The sequence below is a fragment of the Butyrivibrio hungatei NK4A153 genome (assembly GCF_000424465.1).
Taxonomy (GTDB): Bacteria; Bacillota; Clostridia; order Lachnospirales; family Lachnospiraceae; genus Butyrivibrio; species Butyrivibrio hungatei_A.
The window spans coordinates 316,447-335,522 of the sequence record NZ_AUJY01000001.1 but is presented as its reverse complement, the minus strand read 5'-3'; the positions used below and the strand labels follow the sequence as shown (position 1 = coordinate 335,522).

Below are 19,076 nucleotides of genomic sequence, written 5' to 3'. Positions count from 1 at the left end.
CCTGCGGATATCCGCAAATAACATTTATTTGATTAAATTAGTATTTTTCAAGCTGATGCCTTATGTCATCTATAAATTCAAGATTTCTGTCCGGACTGCAATGAGCTGCACTTATGATCCTGTGCACATTCTCAACGCACTCCTCGAGCTTATCATTGACAACAATATAGTCGTACTTCTCAATTCCAACCGATTCCTCTTTTGCCCTGCTAAGGCGTTTCTTTATGACTTCATCGGTCTCAGTTCCTCTTCCGCGAAGTCTCTTCTCGAGTTCCCCGGCTGAAGGAGGTGTTATGAATAAAAGAACTGCGTCCTTATACTGTTCTTTGATCTGAAGCGCTCCCTGAATCTCAATCTCAAGGATAACATCGATTCCGTTGGCAAGCTTATCCTCTACGTACTTTCTGGGAGTTCCGTAGTAGTGATTGACATATTTGGCGTGTTCGATAAGCCCGTCTTCATCGATCATCTTCTCAAATTCTTCGGTAGTTACAAAAAAGTACTCTCTTCCGTTGACCTCGCCCGTTCTGGGAGTTCTGGTCGTAGCCGATACAGACAGAGCATACTGATCGTACTTTGCTGTAAGTGCCTTCATTACTGTGCCTTTGCCCGCGCCTGAAAAGCCCGAGACAACAATTATAATACCTTTACGATTCATCTGTAATATTCTCACTCTCTGATTGTGCTCTTGCACTGATTGTTTCAGGCAAAAGAGCTGATAACACAAGCATACCGTTCTCCATGACTAAAACAGCCTTGGTCTTACGTCCTTGCGTTGCATCAACACCCGTCCCCTGTTCCTTGGCCTTCTGAACCATTCTCTTTATCGGAGCTGCGTCAGGACTGACTATACTGATAATCTTGTCGGCGTTGACAATGTTGCCAAATCCAATATGAATGAGTTTACTCAATGTTCTGAATCTGCTCCCTTACTTTTTCTATATTGGTCTTAAGTGAGATTCCCCTGTCGGAGATCTTAAGATCAGTTGATTTAGAAAGGATAGTATTGGCTTCCCTGTTCATTTCCTGCGCAAGGAAATCAAGTTTTCTTCCGATTCCATCCTTGTCATCACCGTTTCTGAGTGCATCTGATGTCGCTTCTATATGGCTTCTGAGTCTTGTAAGTTCCTCATCCACGCATACCTTATCGGCAAATATGGTAACTTCCATGGCGAGACGATTCTCATCGATCTGCTTATCTTCCATCAGATCCTGAATCTTCTCTCTGAGTTTAGCCTTATACTCTTTGATGATTTCAGGCGAACGCTCGGTAATATACTCGACATTCTCAAGCATCTCCTCAAGTTTTGCCGTGAGATCGGCGCAAAGGAATTCACCTTCCTTAGCTCTTGACTCCATGAACTGTTTGCCGGCTTCATTCAGAGCTCTCTTAAGCCCCGTCCAAACTTCTTCCTCATCAAGCTCCTCTTCTTCCATTGTGAAGACTTCGGGAAACTTGGATAAAAGAGGAAGTCTTATCTCATCATCAAGGTTAAAGTCCTTGATCATTTCCTGCAAAGCATCGTAGTATTCCTGCGCGATAGCCTTGTTATATTTAACCTTGGACTCGGACTCCGAAAAATCCTCGTAGCTGACAAACACATCAACTTTGCCACGTTTCATATAGCCTTTTAGTTCTGAACGAATTGCAGACTCAAATGCGTTGAATTTCTTAGGCATCTTGACATTTATATCAAGATAACGATTGTTAACAGATTTAAGCTCAACAATGTACTTGCGTTGACCTTCTGTGACTTCACTTCTGCCAAAACCAGTCATACTGCAGACCATCTGTAAATCCCCCTTATTTTTGGGCATAATAATACACAAGTTATTATAATATAACCCAAAATTAAGGTCAATGCAAATCAGAGACAGCTTGCATATGCTGCCTCGGCACCTTCTTTACGTATTTTCTCAAGATTTTTTATAACTGCGTCTGTAAGACCTTCTATTTCATTAAGGTCAGTATCCCACATATTCTTGTTTCCGAGAACTGCTTTAACAAGCGCTTCTTCGGAATCGGCTCTGTGCTCATAGTAGAACTCAAGAACCCATCTGTCATCGCTTACAGTGTAGGTATTGCCTGCAGGTCTTTTGCATAAAAGCCCTGCGTCCGTAAGCTCGGATATATCATTTGAATAAAAAGCAATATATGCCGCAAGTGACATTGTAAGACATACGGGAAGTTTGCCGTTCTTCTCAATATACTGAAGGAATGACGGCATATTTCTTGCCTTCCACTTACTTGTTGAGTTAAGCGATATCGACATAAGCTCATGATTTACGAAAGGATTGTTGAATCTGTCCTTAACCGCACTCGCGAACTCATCAAGATCGTCCTTATCAAGGTGATCCACAAGCGTCGGAATAACCTCGTCATTAAGCATCTTGTTCATGAAACCTGCGATTATATCATTCTGCATACAGTCTCTTACAATATCCTGTCCCGCAAGATACGCGCCAAGCACAAATCCCGTGTGTGCCCCGTTAAGAATGCGGACTTTGCGGTGTTTATACGGCATAACATCAGGAACAACATGAACATTTACTCCTGCCTTCTTAAAAGGAAGCCTGTCCTCAAGTTCCTTGGGGCCTTCGATTATCCAGACACCGAATATCTCACCGACATCAATGAGCTCATCGTGATAGCCGTTTTCAGCTTCGAGCTTCTCAACTTCTTTTGCATCGCGGATACGTCCCGGAACAATCCTGTCTACGAGAGTTGAACAAAAAATGTTGTCAGCATTCACCCAGTTCTTGAACTCCTCGCCGAGATTCCACTGATCGATATAACTGTTTACGCACTTAAGGAGCTCTTTTCCGTTATTATCGATAAGCTCGCAGGAAAGAATAACCACGCCCTTCTTGCCTGCCTTGAATCGTGTATAAAGAACCTGTGTGAGCTTTCCGGGGAAGCTGCTTGCAGGAACATCCTCAAACTTGCAGGAAGGATCGTAAGCAATTCCCGCCTCCGTTGTATTTGAAACGATGATATCGAGAGAATCGCTCGCGGCAATCTCCATCATCTTATCGAAATCGCTCTTTTCATAAGGATTAAGACAGCATTTGACCGCAGAAATAACTCTCTTAAGATCTACCTTCTCTCCGTTCTCGCTTCCTCTGAGATACAGAGTGTAAAGCCCCTCCTGATCGTTAATGAGCTTCGTAAGTCCCTGCGCGATTGGCTGAACCAGCGCAACCTTGCCGTCAAAACCTGCTTTTTCATTACTTATATCAAAAAAATAATCAACAAACGCGCGAAGAAAGTTGCCTTCTCCAAACTGAAGAACCTTAATCTGCGCATCTTTTTGTACAAATCCCTTGTAACCTGTATTCGCCAAAACATCGTAATTTAATAGCTGCATAACCCATACCCTCCGAATGTAACTTCTTACATTAATTTTTGAATAAAAATCTTTACTTTTACTGTTATAACAGATTATGTAAGCGTTTACAATAAAATAATTATAAATATCAAAAAATGCCATATTTTGGAAAGAGATTCGTAAGATTCATCCAAGTAATGACAACATGTAAGCTGTTCATTATAATTAAAAATGTACTGCTTTGGCATAAAACAAAAAAACATTAGGCGCCAGGCAGTTTGGGAGGTTATAGCAATGGTTTTTACAAATGAAGAATTAAAAAAGATTTATTTTGGGGCCTATGAATTTGAAGAGACCGAAGACGGATATCTTCAGGCTTTTCAGTATTCCAAAAAGCAAGTTGAATACTTTAAAGGCGCGTTTGAGATGTGGTATGACCGCTGCACCGCAACAACCGCCAAAACGCTTGAGTTTACTACATCCGCAAGTAAACTCTCATTTGATTACAAGATAATATGGAAGGGCTCTCCCGATTCTTTTGAGCTCTTGGTCGACGGATTTGTAACCGAAATCAAATATGTAAAAGACATCATGGATGTCGGCACAATTGAATGGGAACTTCCCGAAGGTAAAAAGAATGTAATCATCTATCTTCCGGCAGATGCCACGGTCTGGATCAAGAACTTCACGATAGATGCCGATGTAATTCCCGCTGTTAAAGGTGAAAAAGTATTGTGGCTCGGAGATTCCATCACTCAAGGCTACGGCCCCTTGCGATCATCCTGCACATATGTAAGCGTCGCCAACAGGATTCTTAATTATGACATACTTAACCAGGGCATCGGCGGATATATATACGATAAGAACTCACTCATGAAAATGGACGGATATATGCCGGACAAGATTATTGTTGCGCTCGGGACCAATCAATATGACAAAAAAAGTATGACCAAAGTAGAAAAATATTACCAGACTTTAACTGATATATATGGTAAAGATATACCAATTCTTTGTATAACACCTCTGTGGAGAGGAGATCATATCGACAAATTGCCGACACTTTATTCTTTCTGCGAAAAAGTCAGAGATATTGCCGGTCAATATAAAAACGTAAAAATAGTTGATGGAATGAAAATGGTACCTCACTTCCCCGAATACTTCCTGGACAATCTTCATCCCAATTGCTTCGGATGCGAGACATACGGAAGAAATCTCGCTGCGGAAATTGAGAGAATCGGATTCTGATTTTAAAAAGAAAGGCTATGCATAGATCACATATGCATAGCCTTTAACATTATAATCAATCATCCTCTGCTTACATAATCCGGCTTATCATCCATGATGATTGCTGCAATGATGTAAATCAATAATCCGCTTCCGTATGTAAGTGCAAGTATCGCATAAACGAGGCGAACTATTGTGGGATCAATTCCGAAAAACTCCGCAAGTCCTCCGCATACACCACAGATCTTTCTGTCATTACTTTTATAAATTCTTCTTTTTTCCATCTTACGCTTTCTCCTTACCCTTATGATATAACTAATTCTTTTTTAAAAAAACACTTCTTAACAGTTACAGAAACAGCTAAAAATGCTAAGCACAATACTGCGCAAGTGATATATCCCATATCTCCATGATATATTTTGGGAAGAAACACAGCAATAGAATTGTTTATAATGTGTGCCAATATTGTCGGAATTATTGAGTTATACCTATATGCAAAATAAGCAAATATCATTCCCATAGGGATCGCATAAATACCCTGTATCGGATTAAGATGCATAACACCAAATGCAATACCACTTAACACCATGCATCCTATAAGCCCAAATTCCTTCTTTGCATTCTTCACAAGCAGCCCTCTAAAAACAAGTTCCTCCGCTATAGGCCCCAACAGGGCAGTTGCAATAACACCAAATATATTGCCATCAACAAGAACTGAATCCATAACTGATTTAAACTTTTGGCCCGCTTCCGGAATAGCAGCCGATATAAATTGAGATATTATATTTGCCAAAAAGAATCCGGCAACAGTAAGTGTGATGATAAAAACAAGATCTTTGAAGTTTAAAATCTTCTTTAATCCCGATTCGTACACACCTTCATTTTTATCTTTTTTTACATACTTATTGAAATACCAGATTCCAAATACAATAATACACACTATCTCAGATACCAGCAAAGATATCGGGATAAGACTCTGTACATCTAAGCTTTTCCCCATAAATACTGTTACAAATGAAACAGCAGCACTTCCAAAAAAAGCTGCAACAAACTGAGTTACAAGCATAAGCACAATTAAAACAGCCGCAAATAAGATTGTTTTAATCTTGGGTTTAAGTGATTTATCCATAGCTTCCTCCGTCTTTAATTTTTTGTTAGATATCACTCTTTGTTATGAAGTAATTATATACAGCAAATGCTTAAAAATATACATCCTATGCAGTATATAAAAACCTTCTATTTCTCTTTTTTGACAAAATAAAACATTTTTGACAGACATTCCCGCGGCTAGTAGACTATACAATATATTATCAACTTTAATATACGGAGTAAAAAATGGCATTTGACGGTATAACCATAGCAAATATAACTAAAGATATGAGCGATCTTCTGACCGGAGGAAGGGTCTACAAGATTGCTCAAACAGAGAGTGACGAACTTCTCATCACGGTCAAGCTTTCCTACGAAAACACTGACAAATACGGAATAAAGCAGGCTAAGATGATCATGTCGGCCGACGCTTCTCTTCCGCTCATCTATATGACAGACGAAACGAAGCCATCACCCATGACTGCGCCGAATTTCTGCATGCTTTTAAGAAAACACATCCAGAACGGCCGCATCATTTCTGTAACTCAGCCCGGGCTTGAGCGAATTATCCGCTTTGAGATTGAGCACCTGGATGAAATGGGTGATCTTAGGCACAAAGTCCTCCTCATCGAGATCATGGGCAAATACAGCAATATCATCTTTACCGACGAGGACAATGTGATAATCGACAGTATCAAGCACATTCCCGCATCAGTCAGCTCAGTAAGAGAAGTTCTTCCGGGCCGCGAGTATTTCGTTCCTTCGCAGGATAAGATGAACCCTCTTTCGACAAGTGCAGACGAATTCTCAGCAGTTGTTCTGAGTAAGGGTGCACCTGTATTCAAGGCGATTTATCAAGGCTACACAGGTCTTTCGCCCGTTATTTCTCAGGAGATTTGTAAAAGAGCAAACATCGATTCCGACAAGTCCGCGATAGCGCTCGACACATCCGAATCCATAGCGCTTTACAGAGCTTTTTCCGAGATCGTTTATATGGTAAAAAACGGCGAATTTACGCCCGAGATCATCTATGAAGGAAACTCGCCCAAAGAGTACTCTTCCATCCCGCTTACCATGTACAAGGACGCACCGGGATTTTCCGCAGTTGCCCAGAACAGTATCTCTGAGCTTATCAGCAAGTACTATGCAGAAAAGAACGTCGTCACAAGAATCAGACAAAAGTCTGTCGACCTCAGAAAAATCGTTCAGACTGCACTTGAAAGAAACGTTCGTAAGTACGACCTTCAGACCAAGCAAATGCTCGACTGCGACAAAAAGGACAAGTACAGAATTTACGGCGAACTCCTTACAGTTTACGGCTACAGCGCGGAGCCGGGCGCCGATAAGATTACTGTCAACGATTACAACACGGGAAAAGACATAACGATCACACTTGACCCAACTCTGACTCCAAGCCAGAATGCCAAGAAGTATTTTGATAAATATACGAAACTTAAGAGAACCGCTGAGGCTCTTGAAGAGCAGCTAAAAGAATCAAAAGAAGCGATTGAGCAGCTTGAATCAATAGAGAGTGCTCTTGAAATTGCAGAAAAAGAAGCAGATCTTGCCCAGATAAGGCAAGAACTCCACGAGAGCGGCTACATAAAATCAGGCTTTGGAAAGAGCGGCCGCAAAGAAAAGATAACAAGCAAGCCCTTCCACTATCAGTCTAGCGACGGCTTTGATATCTATGTCGGAAAAAATAATATCCAGAACGATGAACTTACCTTCAAGACCGCCAACGGCGGAGACTGGTGGTTTCACGCAAAGAAGATACCGGGATCTCACGTTGTCCTCATAACAAAAGGCAAAGAAGTTCCCGACAGAACATTCGAGGAAGCTGCTGCCCTTGCAGCCTACTACTCAAAAGGAAAAGTTCAGGAGAAGGTCGAGATTGACTACTTAAAGCGCAAAGACGTAAAGAAACCGAACGGCTCAAAACCCGGCTTCGTAGTTTATTACACCAACTATTCGCTTTCGATCTCACCGGATATATCCGCTCTTAAACTTATAAGTGATTAAAGAAATAAGCACCTAAAGGCAGCCTTTTTTCAGTTCTATTCCTCGAAAAAGGCTGCCTTTCTATTATTCATTACATATCATCACATCTTACCGTCTGTCATGTATCTCAGATCCTGAATCAGGTTAATATCACGACCGCCTGTCAAAGCGACTGCTTCGCGCATGATGCGAATGCCTTCATCCTTCTGTCCGAGTCTGAACAAAGCAAGTGCTCGACCGCCCATGGCGTAAGTATTATTGCTGTCCATCTCGAGCGCCTTATTATTTGCTTCAAGGCAGGATTCATAGTTTCCGCACATGAATTCGCTGTAGCCTATTGCGCTATATACATCTGCATTCTCGGGATCCAGCTCTTTTGTCCGTTTAAGAGCAAAAGATGCTTCCTGATAATCCCCCTGCTGTATAAGCGAATCTGCCAGTCTGCGTAATGCAGCGGCATTGTCGCACTTGGAATACTTTGTTTCTTTTTTCTTGAGAGAAAGATTGTATGCGCAATACTCGTTCTCCTCGTATATACTGCCCTTCATTGTAAGCCTTGTATTCGGACAGCCTCCGAGGCACTTTGAGCCATAAACACAGGTCTTGCATGAGCCGGAAAGTTTTTCTTTTGTCAGCTGGCGCCTCCATAAGAATGCATTTTCATCTTCCCATATTTCACGCAGTTTTCTCTTACGGATATTTCCTTCAATAAACTCTTTTGAGCGAATTGAAGTACATCCCAAAATATCTCCGTTATGCAATATTCCAAAGCCGCGAACCCCCGCATTGCAGCCATCCCACAAAGAATGTCTGTCAAAACCGAAAGATATACGCCTTGTTTCAAGATCTTTTTTCGAATAATAACCGATACAATCGGCGGGGTATATTCGAATTCTTCCCTCTTTTGCCGTGTTGTAGCAAAAATCGATGACATCATTGACCTGTTTCGGCTCAAGCACCCAGTCAGGGCGTTCCTTAAGATTTCCCATGGGCAGACCAAGCTGTACCTGCCATGTCTTAACTCCCATGCCGATTAATTCTTCTTTAAGATCCGAAAGGATATCTATATTTTTCTTAGTTATGGTTGTGACAGCGCCGGTCTCTATCCCAAATTCCGTCATTGCATGAAATGCATTACGGGCGTGTTCAAAAGCTCCTTCTTTTCTTACACTGTCATGTATCTCCGGTGTACCATCAATACTTATTGCAACTGTAGATATCCCACTGTCTTTGAGTCTTTTTGCCATATCTGTATCAAGAAGCCAGCCGTTGGTAATGATATTTACCTTAACTCCGTTACCGGAAAGTCTTTTCACCAGATCCGGTGTATCCTTTCTTGTAAGCGGCTCTCCTCCTGACAAGGTTATCCATCTCAGCCCAAGCTCCGCGATCTGATCGCATAGGTCAAGAGCTTCCATTGTGCTAAGTTCTCCCGGGAGCGCGCCCGCGCAAGACGAGCCGCAATGGCCGCAACGCATGTTGCATCCCATCGTAACCTCCCAGACTGCTGTAACCGGTTTATATTCAATATGTGCCATTTCTTTTTCTTAACCTCCAAACCGCCGATGGGCATTATGTATTCAATTTGTTAGCAGAAATAACCATATTTCATCATTGCATTCTGCGCATTGCAGTTATATCCGTAAGCAACCGCTGAATTCTGAATATTGCACGGATAACCATATTTAAGCGTTGCATCCTGTGCGCCGCAAGGATATCCATATTTAAGTACCGGTGTATCTCCGCATGGATAACCATACTTGAGTACCGGAGCGTCTCCGCAAGGGTATCCATATTTAAGTGCGGGTGTGTCTCCGCATGGATAGCCATACTTAAGAACCGGTTCTCCGCATGGATAGCCGTATTTAACGCCGGTTGCCACATCTTCCGCTCCACACGGATATCCATACTTAAGCGTTGCATCTTCTACTCCGCATGGATAGCCGTACTTCATAAGTGTTGCATCCTGTGTACCGCAAGGGTATCCGTATTTTACAGCAGTCGCATCATTTGCACCGCATGTATAGCCATACTTCACATTGGTGTTAGTTGCATCCTGTATCCCACACGGATATCCATATTTAAGTGTAGGAGTATCGGCTACATCGCACGCATATCCGTACTTAAGAAGCGGATCCTGTGCTCCGAGCACATATCCGTAAGGAATTGCAGCATTGCTGATACTTCTTAGCATTGCATCATTATTTTCGCTATATTTAGCGAATTCATCTGAATCACTGGGAACAACTGAGATTGAAACATTATGTTTCTGATCTGTCGCAGACAAGTTAGTGAAATTCATCATTGTAAATTCAATTTCAGCTTTCTTATCTGTTTCAGAAACAGCAACGAACCAGAACTTCTGAATAATAGGCGCAACCGTGTTAGGTGACTGAACCTTTTCCGTTTCGATATTTAACAATACTACGCCTTTCGGTAGACCTGTCAGGCACCATCCGTATGCTGTAGAACCAAGCATTGACTGAAGCCCAACCGAGAATGATTTTCCCTGAAATACTACCATTTCGTTTGCCATAAGAACCCCCTTCCATCTAGTTGGAATTTTTAGTTGACGTTGCCGGCGTCTTGCCTTGACGCATTAAAAAGGCAACGTATTACACCAGTAAATACCTATACTTAAAATTATGGGGGATGCTCTTTTTTATGTCAATAAAAAGTCGGGATATAGACAACTTTATTGATCTACATCCCGACAACACTCACAGTACCGGATACTTCTCTATACCGTATTTTAGATAGCGCATGATTCTAAGCTCATCTACCGCATCCGTCAACGCGTTGTGAAACTCCTCATATCCTTCTTCTCCAAACATATGAAGAATATTCTCGACTCTATAGCCACTCTTAAGTCGCCCGGTCGAGCAACATGGTGCTTCAGGCGGAATCTTAGGATTATGCTGCTTATAAGCCGCAAGTTTTAATATATCACGCCAACTATACTCTTTTAACTCCGGTAACACTCTGGCATCGAACGATGCATTATATGCGAATATCGATTTTATGCCAAAAGAATTCAGATAATCCTTTATGACTTTAACAGCGCTTATGCGATCCAGCATCTGCGGAGTCTTTCCCTTGATATTAAGCGCGTATGAGTACATCCCGCCAACTTTGGCAGCTTCCTCAATGATAATGTATGTATTGTCCAAAGCCACAAAATGCTCATCTTCCGCAATTACTATCCCCACTGACATTACAACATTCTTCCAGTTTGTTTCCGTGTCTATTACTGCAAATCTTTCAGCCATTATAATTTGTCCAATCCTTATATGAAAAATCCTCATGGCATCTTAACAACGTCATAAGGATTTTTATTATCTTAGTTATAATAATTTGATTTTCTCAAGCGCCTTAACCAGGCTTCTTCCCTTGGGGAACTTGAGGATATCCTCTCTTGCTGCGCCTCCGATCTTTATGAGTACGGCAAAGTAAACAAATATTGCAACTAATATTGATACTCCCGCACACATAAGATTAAGCCAGTACTCTCCTGCAATAATTCCGCCCAAAAGTGCTGACAGCATTGCATATAAGAAATACGCCACAATTCCCATAACAGAAGCCGCAATGGCCGGTAATACATAAGTCTTCTTAATATCTATCGGTACAACGATATGTTTTTTCATAGAAATATTATTAAGAATACACATAAGGAGTGAATAAACAATAGTTACAATACAAAGCGCTTCACCTATCAAATCAGTAAAAGAAAGCAACAGAACAAGCATAACACCTTGAATCACAAGAGCTATAGCCGCATTGACAACAGGTGCCTTTAACTTACCTGTTCCTTGAAGTACAGCATTTGTAACAGTTGAAACAGAATAAAAAATAACAGTTATAGCCAAAAACGCTAAGTAAAATGATGCTATACCAAGCGAATCCTTCTGTGGAAATAATATCATCATTACAGGTCTGGCAAGAGCAAAAAGTCCAACACCACAAGGGATAGAAATCATCATCATTACTCTCATAACTCCCGCAACAGTCTCTGCTGCATCTTTTTTGTCGCCTTTTGCGAACGCTGTAGATATTTCAGGTATCATTGCAGAGGCAGCGGCTGCTGAAAATGCAATAGGAATATTGGTTATAACCATAGCCTTTCTTGTAAATATGCCATAATACCATTTTATGCCATATGCACCGGTAATTTTCATTTCCCTTACATATCTAAGCACACGACTGAAGATTGAAAAATTAAGAAATCCGGAAAGATTATAAATGCATGTACTTAAAATGAATGGTGTAACTATTGAAACGATAAGCTTAATAGCATCGCTGTTGGAAATTTCTCTTCCTTTATCACTATCAATTTTGCTTTTTATCTTATCTCTTTTAACAAAATAGACAACGCACATAAAAATAAGCGCAGTTATTACTCCCGAACCTGTGCCGAGCGAACTTCCTATAGCTCCGTAAACAGCCTTCTTTGAAGCTTTTTCTCCTGCAATGATCATTGTTTCATCACCAGCAAGTTTAGTAAGCCAAAGCGCACCAAATACACTTATTACAGCATTCAATATCTGTTCAAGAAGCTGAGAAATTGATGTAGGCGTCATCGTTCTGTGTGCCTGAAAATATCCTCTAAGCACACCCAAGAAGCCAAAAAGAAATACCGTTGGTGCAAAGAAACGAAGAACCAATGCCGTTCCCGCATCATCAGCAAATAAATCCGCTCCCATGAACAAAGCAAGACTTCCAATTCCACCAACAATAGCAACATAAATAAGCGCACACTTAAAAATTCTGTGTGCACTTCTATATTCTTCCAGTGCCAACTTTCCAGCTATTATCTTAGATATAGCAGATGGAATGCTAAACGCAGAAATCATAAGAACTATAGTATATGCCTGAAAAGCACCACTATAATAGCCATTACCTTCGTCACCGATAATTGCAGCAAGAGGACTGTTATATAAAAGACCTATTATTCTCGATATTATGCCGGCAATTGCCAATATGCCCGCCTGCTTAAATAAATTTTTCTTTGAATCTTCACTCATAACTATAAATCATGGCCTGAGCCAATCGTACATCTCCTGATATTTTTCCGCTGAAACCTTCCAAGAGAAATCAACAGCCATTGCACGGTCGATCATCTTGTTCCACTCGCGCTTTCCGTCGTAGAACACGCTCTCCGCTTCACGGATCGTGGCAAGCATCTCATGGGCGTTGTAATTAAGGAAACCAAAACCTGTACCCGTTCCCTCGAATTTATTGTAAGGCTCGACCGTATCAATAAGTCCGCCTGTCTGTCTTACAATGGGAATGGTTCCGTATCTGAGAGCCATGAGCTGTGAAAGTCCGCAGGGCTCAAAAAGTGACGGCATAAGGAATGCATCACAGGCCGCATAGATTTTGTGAGACATCGGCTCTGAATAGTAAATATTCGCAGAAACCTTGTCATCATACTTCCAGTCAAAATGACGGAACGAATTCTCATACTGCTCATCTCCCGTTCCCAGAACAACGAGCTCAACCGCATCCTGGCAGAGTTCGTCAAGAACGCAGTTAATAAGATCAAAGCCCTTCTGGTCGGTAAGTCTTGAAACGATACCGATCATCATGCACTTTTCATCCGCTTTAAGTCCGAGCTCTTTTTGAAGCTCTTTCTTGTTCTTATACTTCTCTTTGCGGAAATTGATCGAATTATATCTGTATGGAATAAATTCATCCGTCTCGGGATTGAATTCATCATAGTCTATTCCGTTTACAATGCCGCGAAGATCTCCTGCGCGTGCCCTTAAAAGCCCGTCAAGATTCTCGCCGTAGAACTCCGTCTTGATTTCTTCGGCATACGCATTACTAACCGTAGTGATGGCATCGGAATAAACAATACCGCCTTTAAGAAGATCGGCGTCCTTAAAGAGTCCGAGCTTATCGGGAGTGAAATAATAATCGGGAAGGCCTGTAATATCACGAACCGTCTTAATGTCCCATTTCCCCTGGAACTTAAGATTATGGATCGTCATAACAGCCTTGATTCCCCTATAGAACTCACTTCCCTGAAATCTCTCTTTGAGATAAACGGGAACAAGCCCCGTCTGCCAGTCATGGCAATGAATAATATCCGGTCTGAAATCGATGACCGGAAGGATTGAGAGCGCAGCCTTCGAAAAGAATGCGTACTTCTCAATCTCAAAAACAGTGTCGTCACTGTAAGGTTTCATTCCGTTGAAATAAAACTCATTGTCGACAAAATAATATTTTATCCCGTCAACCTCTGACCTGAATATGCCCACATACTCATTCTTCCAATGGAAATCCATATAGAAGTTGGAGACATATTCCATCCTATCCTTCATCTGCTGGCTTATACACTTATAGAGCGGCAAAATAACGCGAACATCAAAGTATCGCCTGTCGATATTTTTGGGCAAAGAGCCAACAACATCGGCAAGTCCACCGGTCTTGATAAAAGGTACTCCTTCAGATGCAATAAACAGGATATTTTTCATCAGTCACCAATCTCCTCATACTTTGCAGATTGCATAGCAATAAGTTCTTTATCATCAAAATAATTGATTCTCATTGCACTCTTTACGTCCTCAAGAGTCTTGGCAGCGGTCTCTTTTGCAATCTCACTGCCCTTTCTGAGAACATCATAAACATATGGGATATCCTTCTGGAATTCTTTTCTCCTGTTGCGAATAGGCTCAAGCTCTGCCTGAAGTACATTGTTGAGGAACTTCTTAACCTTAACGTCGCCAAGTCCGCCTCTTGAATAGTGATCCTTGAGTTCCTGAAGATTGTTGTACTCAGGAAGGAACTCAGCAAAGTGCTCATCCTTGGCAAATGCATCAAGATAGATAAATACAGGATTTCCTTCAACCTGTCCGGGATCTTCCACTCTCAAATGATTGGGATCCGTAAACATGCTCATAACCTTCTTCTTAATAGAATCGGGCTCCTCGGAAAGATAAATGCAGTTTCCGAGCGACTTACTCATCTTTGCCTTTCCGTCTATACCGGGAAGACGCAGACATGCAGCATTATCGGGCAAAAGAATCTCAGGCTCAACCAAAGCTTCTCCGTATGTTGAATTAAACTTTCTTACAATCTCTTTGCACTGCTCGATCATAGGCTCCTGGTCTTCTCCAACAGGAACAACCGTTGCCTTGAACGCAGTAATATCAGCAGCCTGGCTGATAGGATATGTAAAGAATCCAACAGGAATACTTGTTCCGAAATTCCTCATCTGAAGTTCGGTCTTAACCGTAGGATTTCTCTGAAGTCTTGATACGGTAACGAGGTTCATGTAATAAAATGAAAGCTCTGTAAGCTCCGGTATCTGTGACTGGATGAAAAGATTTGACTTTGCGGGATCAAGTCCCACAGAAAGGTAATCCAGCGCAACCTCTATAATATTCTGACGTACTTTTTCCGGATTGTCGGCGTTATCTGTAAGTGCCTGAGCATCCGCTATCATAATAAAAATCTTGTCGAATTCGCCGGAGTTCTGAAGTTCAACTCTTCTTCTAAGTGATCCCACATAGTGTCCTACGTGAAGCTTACCTGTCGGGCGATCTCCGGTCAAAATAATCTTGCTCATCAGTGTATTTCTCCTAAACCTCTAATTATTTTTGGATAAAAAATATGATACTCTATTTTAACTTAAGTGACAATGCATATTGCTCCTGCGAAACCTTTACAAGAACATTCCTTGTGTCGGCCGTCGCGCCTAAAAGCCCGAATTCCTCAGAAAAAAGAGCTACTCCGAACCTTATCCTACCGTTGCAACGTCTTGCAACAGCTTCGTTTATCTTGGCCATTATGCTTGCCATTACTCTGTCTCGAAGGCCCCATGTATTAAGAAGCGCCAAAATCTCATCACATGTGGTGCATCCCATAACCGTCCTAACCTGGCTTGATGTGCCTCCGACAATCGCCGTGTGTGCGGCAAAGATCTCTCTTCTTCCGTCAGATGCATATGAATTGGTATTCATGATACCGGCAGCCATTTTCACAAGCTTTCCCACATTTCCTACCAGAAGAAGATTTTCAACTCCCGCTTCGCATGCCGCATCTATGGCACTTCCGGGGAAATTGAAACAATTTATCGCAGTCTTAAGCGATACGTGTATTCCTTCATATATCTTGTCCGCACAGTAATCTCCGGGAGAAACAAGAATACTCTTAACTCCCATCTCGATCTGTTCACGGATCTGATTCTCAATAGAACCTGCAATATCCCTCTGATGAACGCTTGATATGGTTCCATAATTTCCCATTATACCGATACCGCCCATAAACGCGTTAAGCGCATTGTTCTGCTTTGCAGCTATCATCATTCCTTCGGGACAACTTACTGTTATTAAAAGAGGCTGTGCTCCATCCGAAATTTCGCACACACCCGCAACCGCATCAAAAATAAGCTTTCTTGCATCTTTTCCGATATTAGCCTGACCTTTTCTTGCAGGAAGGGCGTCGACAGACGCTATTCCGATACCATCGCCCGCATAAAGGAAAAGATTGCCGTATCTGACATCCATAAATGCCCTGCTGTCAACTTTTCTAAAATCGGTCACCTTCGAAACACTTACGTGTATATCAGCTTTTTCCCTGATATCAGGTGCCATGCCGCCTTCCATTACCGCATAGAAATTGGTCTCATTACGTGTGCATTTGTCAGCATCTTTATAAACCTCGATAGTTCTGGTATTCCCTTCATGCTGTATCGTCACATATTCATAGTCAAATTTAAACAAAAGACTCGCCGCTGCCGCTCTTGCCGCCGCTGCTGCGCAATCCCCCGTTGTCAACGGACTAATTATAAGTCCCGAATCTCTTGCATCAAACCTGTCCATATACACCTTCCTCACAAAAACTCTTAATCATCATTAATTATACATTATTTCGCTATATCATAAAGCAAATAATAATTTACAATATTCCGTATATTAATTATTTATTATTTCGACTTTCTTTATTTTAAATTTATAATTTGTCCATAATTTGTCCAAATTTTGAATTTACTATATATACTATCAGAAGAATAACTTCTGACTCCCCCAACAAAACTTTTTTCATACCGGGTCGATTGGCTCCCCACCGGTCGACCCCTCCTCCCAAAAATAAACCACCTTCTAACGAGGTGGTTTTCTTGTGTAGAGCACTTAACGAGGTATTGTCGAGTTTAGTGCGAACCACGCGAATTCACTTGGCAAGGTTCTTTCGCGCCTAGTGAATTTGCGTATCATTTTAAGCCGTCAGTTCTTTCTTCTCCTCAGCCTCTGAAGTTTCCTGTGCAAGCTGATCGCTCTTTCTGGGGCCTCTTAACCCGAAACTTCCGTTATATCTGAGTTCTTTCAACAACTTCTTGATATCCTTAAGTTCCTTGCTGATATCCTCAGCGCTTTTGCAGATAACTGTGGGAACACCGCTGGCACTGAATTCTGTCCTATATCCCGCATCCTTAAGCGCCTTAAATGCCTTGAGCTTATCTGTTGTACCTATCTGTTCAGGTTGCTTATCTTTAATAGCCATATATTGTGCCTTTCTAATTCTTTTAACACAATATACCATATTCCTTCGCCATTTTCAAAAGTATGTTCTCATAAACATACACAGTTACTTATTTTTTGTATATGCCTTGATAAAAAAGTCTTTATCTTTCTGACAGTTCAATGATTTTCCGTCATCCGAAATATAATAACTCTTACCGCTCGCAGAATTACTGTTGTGGATATTTCCCGTAAGATTATTCCACTCATCGTAGTTCTTTTCATAAGTAATATCGCCCGCAGTCTCGAATACAAGCTTGCCCGGAGTATGAGGCTTTATGAGGATAAAGAACTTGTCCCCTGCTTTAAGATTTATTTTTTCATCAAGATCGTATGTATGGAAACCTCCGCTTACAGAAGAAATCTTCTGAGTAAGAACAGGCTTTCCGAGATCCTTTAAGCTAAGCTCATCATCACCCTCAGTAGGATTAAGATAAATGCTGACCTCGTACTGTCTGTATGATTCAAGGCTCATAAGTCCGATCGCATCAAGCTCCTCATCGCCGATCGCAGTGTACAGTACACCGTAAGGATTGGAAGATTCAGTGTAGGCAGTTACCGTATTCTTGGTATCTTCAAGCGCACTGACCTCGTTTGTGATGAATCCGCCGACCTGATAATTGTTATCAAAATATCGTTCATCACCTTTGGCCTTTGCACTGTACGCAGCTGCGTTACTTACGGCAGCGGTCTCATCATAATATGACAGATAAAAGAATCCGTCGGAACCCGCCTTGTCTCCCCAGCTGTTCTTGCAAAGCCATGCACCGTTTTCCTTCGGACTTGAAGAAAAATTAGATGCGCTGTAATCATCGTCCCATCCTATTATAAGAACCTCGTGATTGGCTGTAGGAGGAAGTTCTCCATTAAAGTGAGAATAAAGATTTCCGTGATTCTTGTTCCAGAACTTCTCGTCAGAATTAACTCCGATAGTTGCTCCGCCGTGTTCCATCACCATCTGCTTGATAAGCATGTTGTTGTCATAGTTTCCGCAAACCTGGCTTACATCCTGAACGTGAAACTCAGACGCATACGCTTCAGACGGCTTATCCTTATTATCATTAAAGATATATTTGCTTCCGTAAATACTCTTAAAAGAATCCGTTCCCTTATCAAAAACAGGTCCCTTCCACGCTGTAAGAAGGCTTATGCAATAGTTCGTAACTCCGCCCATGGCAATATAGCCTGTGTCGTTATCTACAACCCAAGCGCCCTCTTCATTCTCGTTATTCACAAGTTCCCTGTAATCATCATCAATATTTCCGCCATGAGAACCTGCAGCCTTGTGAACATTGTAATAAGCAAGATGTTTCTCGGACAGATCAAGATCCAAAGATTTATATTCAGGATAATGCTTTAAAATATCGCACTCAACAGCACCTGCAGAAGCAAAAGCCCAGCACAGATACGAATATCCCTGGTCTCTGACTCCCGTAACGTACGATTTTCCATCAACATTTCTGGAATCATACTTTGCAGGTATCTCTGCAAGTTTCGTTTCATCGGCATCACCGGCAAAAGAATCTGCATCGGTAGGCACAACATCTTTGTACTCAGCATCATTATAGAAAGCGTCACGGTCGCCCGCATCTATAACAACAGCCTCGGAAATGGTCATTGTTCTGACTTCCTCAACATTATCGGAAACAGGACTGTTTGACACATCACCAACAAGTGTCTCCGCAGGCTTCTGTGTAGCATCCGGACCTTTGGTTGCTCCAAACTGCGCATCCGGATCGCCGCCTACAAGCAAAAGATCTTCATCACCTCCGCCTGAAACTGCCGCGCCGTCTCTTCTTGACGCATTCTCTGTCTTGGGTGCGCCTTTTTTAACGAAGACAACAGCCAAAACCGAAACAAGTACTACCGCTATTATTACCGCAAATGCGATTTTTTTCTTTTTCACTAC

17 protein-coding genes are annotated in these 19,076 nt (G+C 41.7%); 2 read left to right on the top strand and 15 right to left on the bottom strand.

From position 1 onward, the window contains the following. Positions 1-37: 37 nt before the first annotated feature. From gmk to G628_RS0101550, 4 genes are all read right to left on the bottom strand, one after another. Positions 38-658 carry a guanylate kinase gene (gene gmk / locus G628_RS0101565; RefSeq protein ID WP_026655069.1) on the bottom strand — a complete coding sequence of 207 codons (621 nt, stop codon included), beginning with the start codon at positions 656-658 and terminating at the stop codon, positions 38-40. Beyond that, positions 648-911 (bottom strand): DUF370 domain-containing protein, encoded by a 264-nt coding sequence (locus G628_RS0101560; RefSeq protein ID WP_026655070.1) that lies wholly within the window; start codon positions 909-911, stop codon positions 648-650. Before G628_RS0101560 ends, gmk begins: the two co-directional genes overlap by 11 nt. Then, entirely contained in the window at positions 904-1,791 is an 888-nt protein-coding gene (locus G628_RS0101555; RefSeq protein ID WP_026655071.1) for a YicC/YloC family endoribonuclease, read from the bottom strand. The genes G628_RS0101560 and G628_RS0101555 overlap by 8 nt, the downstream gene beginning before the upstream one ends. Before the next feature lie 77 nt (positions 1,792-1,868). Continuing rightward, on the bottom strand, positions 1,869-3,368 hold the full coding sequence (locus G628_RS0101550; protein WP_027208293.1) for a tagaturonate reductase: 1,500 nt from the start codon (positions 3,366-3,368) through the stop codon (positions 1,869-1,871). 255 nt (positions 3,369-3,623) lie between these two features. Between G628_RS0101550 and G628_RS0101545 the strand changes: the two genes are divergently transcribed. Continuing rightward, a complete protein-coding gene (locus tag G628_RS0101545) occupies positions 3,624-4,574 on the top strand; it encodes an SGNH/GDSL hydrolase family protein (RefSeq protein WP_027208292.1) in 951 nt (316 codons plus the stop codon). 59 nt (positions 4,575-4,633) lie between these two features. Here the strand turns inward: G628_RS0101545 and G628_RS0101540 are convergent, their stop codons facing one another. After that, entirely contained in the window at positions 4,634-4,837 is a 204-nt protein-coding gene (locus G628_RS0101540; RefSeq protein WP_026655074.1) for a PspC domain-containing protein, read from the bottom strand. A 20-nt stretch (positions 4,838-4,857) separates the two neighbouring features. After that, complete coding sequence (locus tag G628_RS17855; protein WP_027208291.1) at positions 4,858-5,682, bottom strand: CPBP family intramembrane glutamic endopeptidase; 825 nt, start codon at positions 5,680-5,682, stop codon at positions 4,858-4,860. A 206-nt stretch (positions 5,683-5,888) separates the two neighbouring features. On the opposite strand from G628_RS17855, the gene G628_RS0101530 reads away from it, so the two are divergent. Beyond that, positions 5,889-7,664 carry an Rqc2 family fibronectin-binding protein gene (locus G628_RS0101530; RefSeq protein ID WP_027208290.1) on the top strand — a complete coding sequence of 592 codons (1,776 nt, stop codon included), beginning with the start codon at positions 5,889-5,891 and terminating at the stop codon, positions 7,662-7,664. An 80-nt stretch (positions 7,665-7,744) separates the two neighbouring features. On the opposite strand, the gene G628_RS16075 is transcribed toward G628_RS0101530, so the two are convergent. The 9 genes from G628_RS16075 to G628_RS0101480 all read right to left on the bottom strand — a co-directional run bounded on the left by G628_RS16075 (position 7,745) and on the right by G628_RS0101480 (position 19,073). Beyond that, positions 7,745-9,181 (bottom strand): radical SAM/SPASM domain-containing protein, encoded by a 1,437-nt coding sequence (locus tag G628_RS16075; protein WP_051198938.1) that lies wholly within the window; start codon positions 9,179-9,181, stop codon positions 7,745-7,747. A 50-nt stretch (positions 9,182-9,231) separates the two neighbouring features. Continuing rightward, complete coding sequence (locus G628_RS0101520) at positions 9,232-10,179, bottom strand: hypothetical protein (RefSeq protein ID WP_027208289.1); 948 nt, start codon at positions 10,177-10,179, stop codon at positions 9,232-9,234. A 184-nt stretch (positions 10,180-10,363) separates the two neighbouring features. Further along, positions 10,364-10,912, bottom strand: a complete 549-nt coding sequence (locus G628_RS16070; protein ID WP_034500499.1) for a hypothetical protein — start codon at positions 10,910-10,912, stop codon at positions 10,364-10,366. 75 nt (positions 10,913-10,987) lie between these two features. Continuing rightward, on the bottom strand, positions 10,988-12,667 hold the full coding sequence (locus G628_RS0101510) for a putative polysaccharide biosynthesis protein (RefSeq protein WP_027208288.1): 1,680 nt from the start codon (positions 12,665-12,667) through the stop codon (positions 10,988-10,990). A gap of 9 nt (positions 12,668-12,676) precedes the next feature. Then, entirely contained in the window at positions 12,677-14,122 is a 1,446-nt protein-coding gene (gene glgA / locus G628_RS0101505) for a glycogen synthase GlgA (protein WP_026655082.1), read from the bottom strand. Continuing rightward, positions 14,122-15,216 (bottom strand): tryptophan--tRNA ligase, encoded by a 1,095-nt coding sequence (trpS, locus tag G628_RS0101500; protein WP_026655083.1) that lies wholly within the window; start codon positions 15,214-15,216, stop codon positions 14,122-14,124. Before trpS ends, glgA begins: the two co-directional genes overlap by 1 nt. 52 nt (positions 15,217-15,268) lie before the next feature. Continuing rightward, positions 15,269-16,471 (bottom strand): cobalt-precorrin-5B (C(1))-methyltransferase, encoded by a 1,203-nt coding sequence (locus G628_RS0101495; protein ID WP_027208287.1) that lies wholly within the window; start codon positions 16,469-16,471, stop codon positions 15,269-15,271. Positions 16,472-16,865: 394 nt separating this feature from the next. Next, a complete protein-coding gene (locus G628_RS0101485; RefSeq protein ID WP_155833750.1) occupies positions 16,866-17,150 on the bottom strand; it encodes a hypothetical protein in 285 nt (94 codons plus the stop codon). 84 nt (positions 17,151-17,234) lie between these two features. Beyond that, positions 17,235-19,073 carry a C1 family peptidase gene (locus G628_RS0101480; RefSeq protein WP_027208286.1) on the bottom strand — a complete coding sequence of 613 codons (1,839 nt, stop codon included), beginning with the start codon at positions 19,071-19,073 and terminating at the stop codon, positions 17,235-17,237. Between the last annotated feature and the right edge of the window lie 3 nt (positions 19,074-19,076).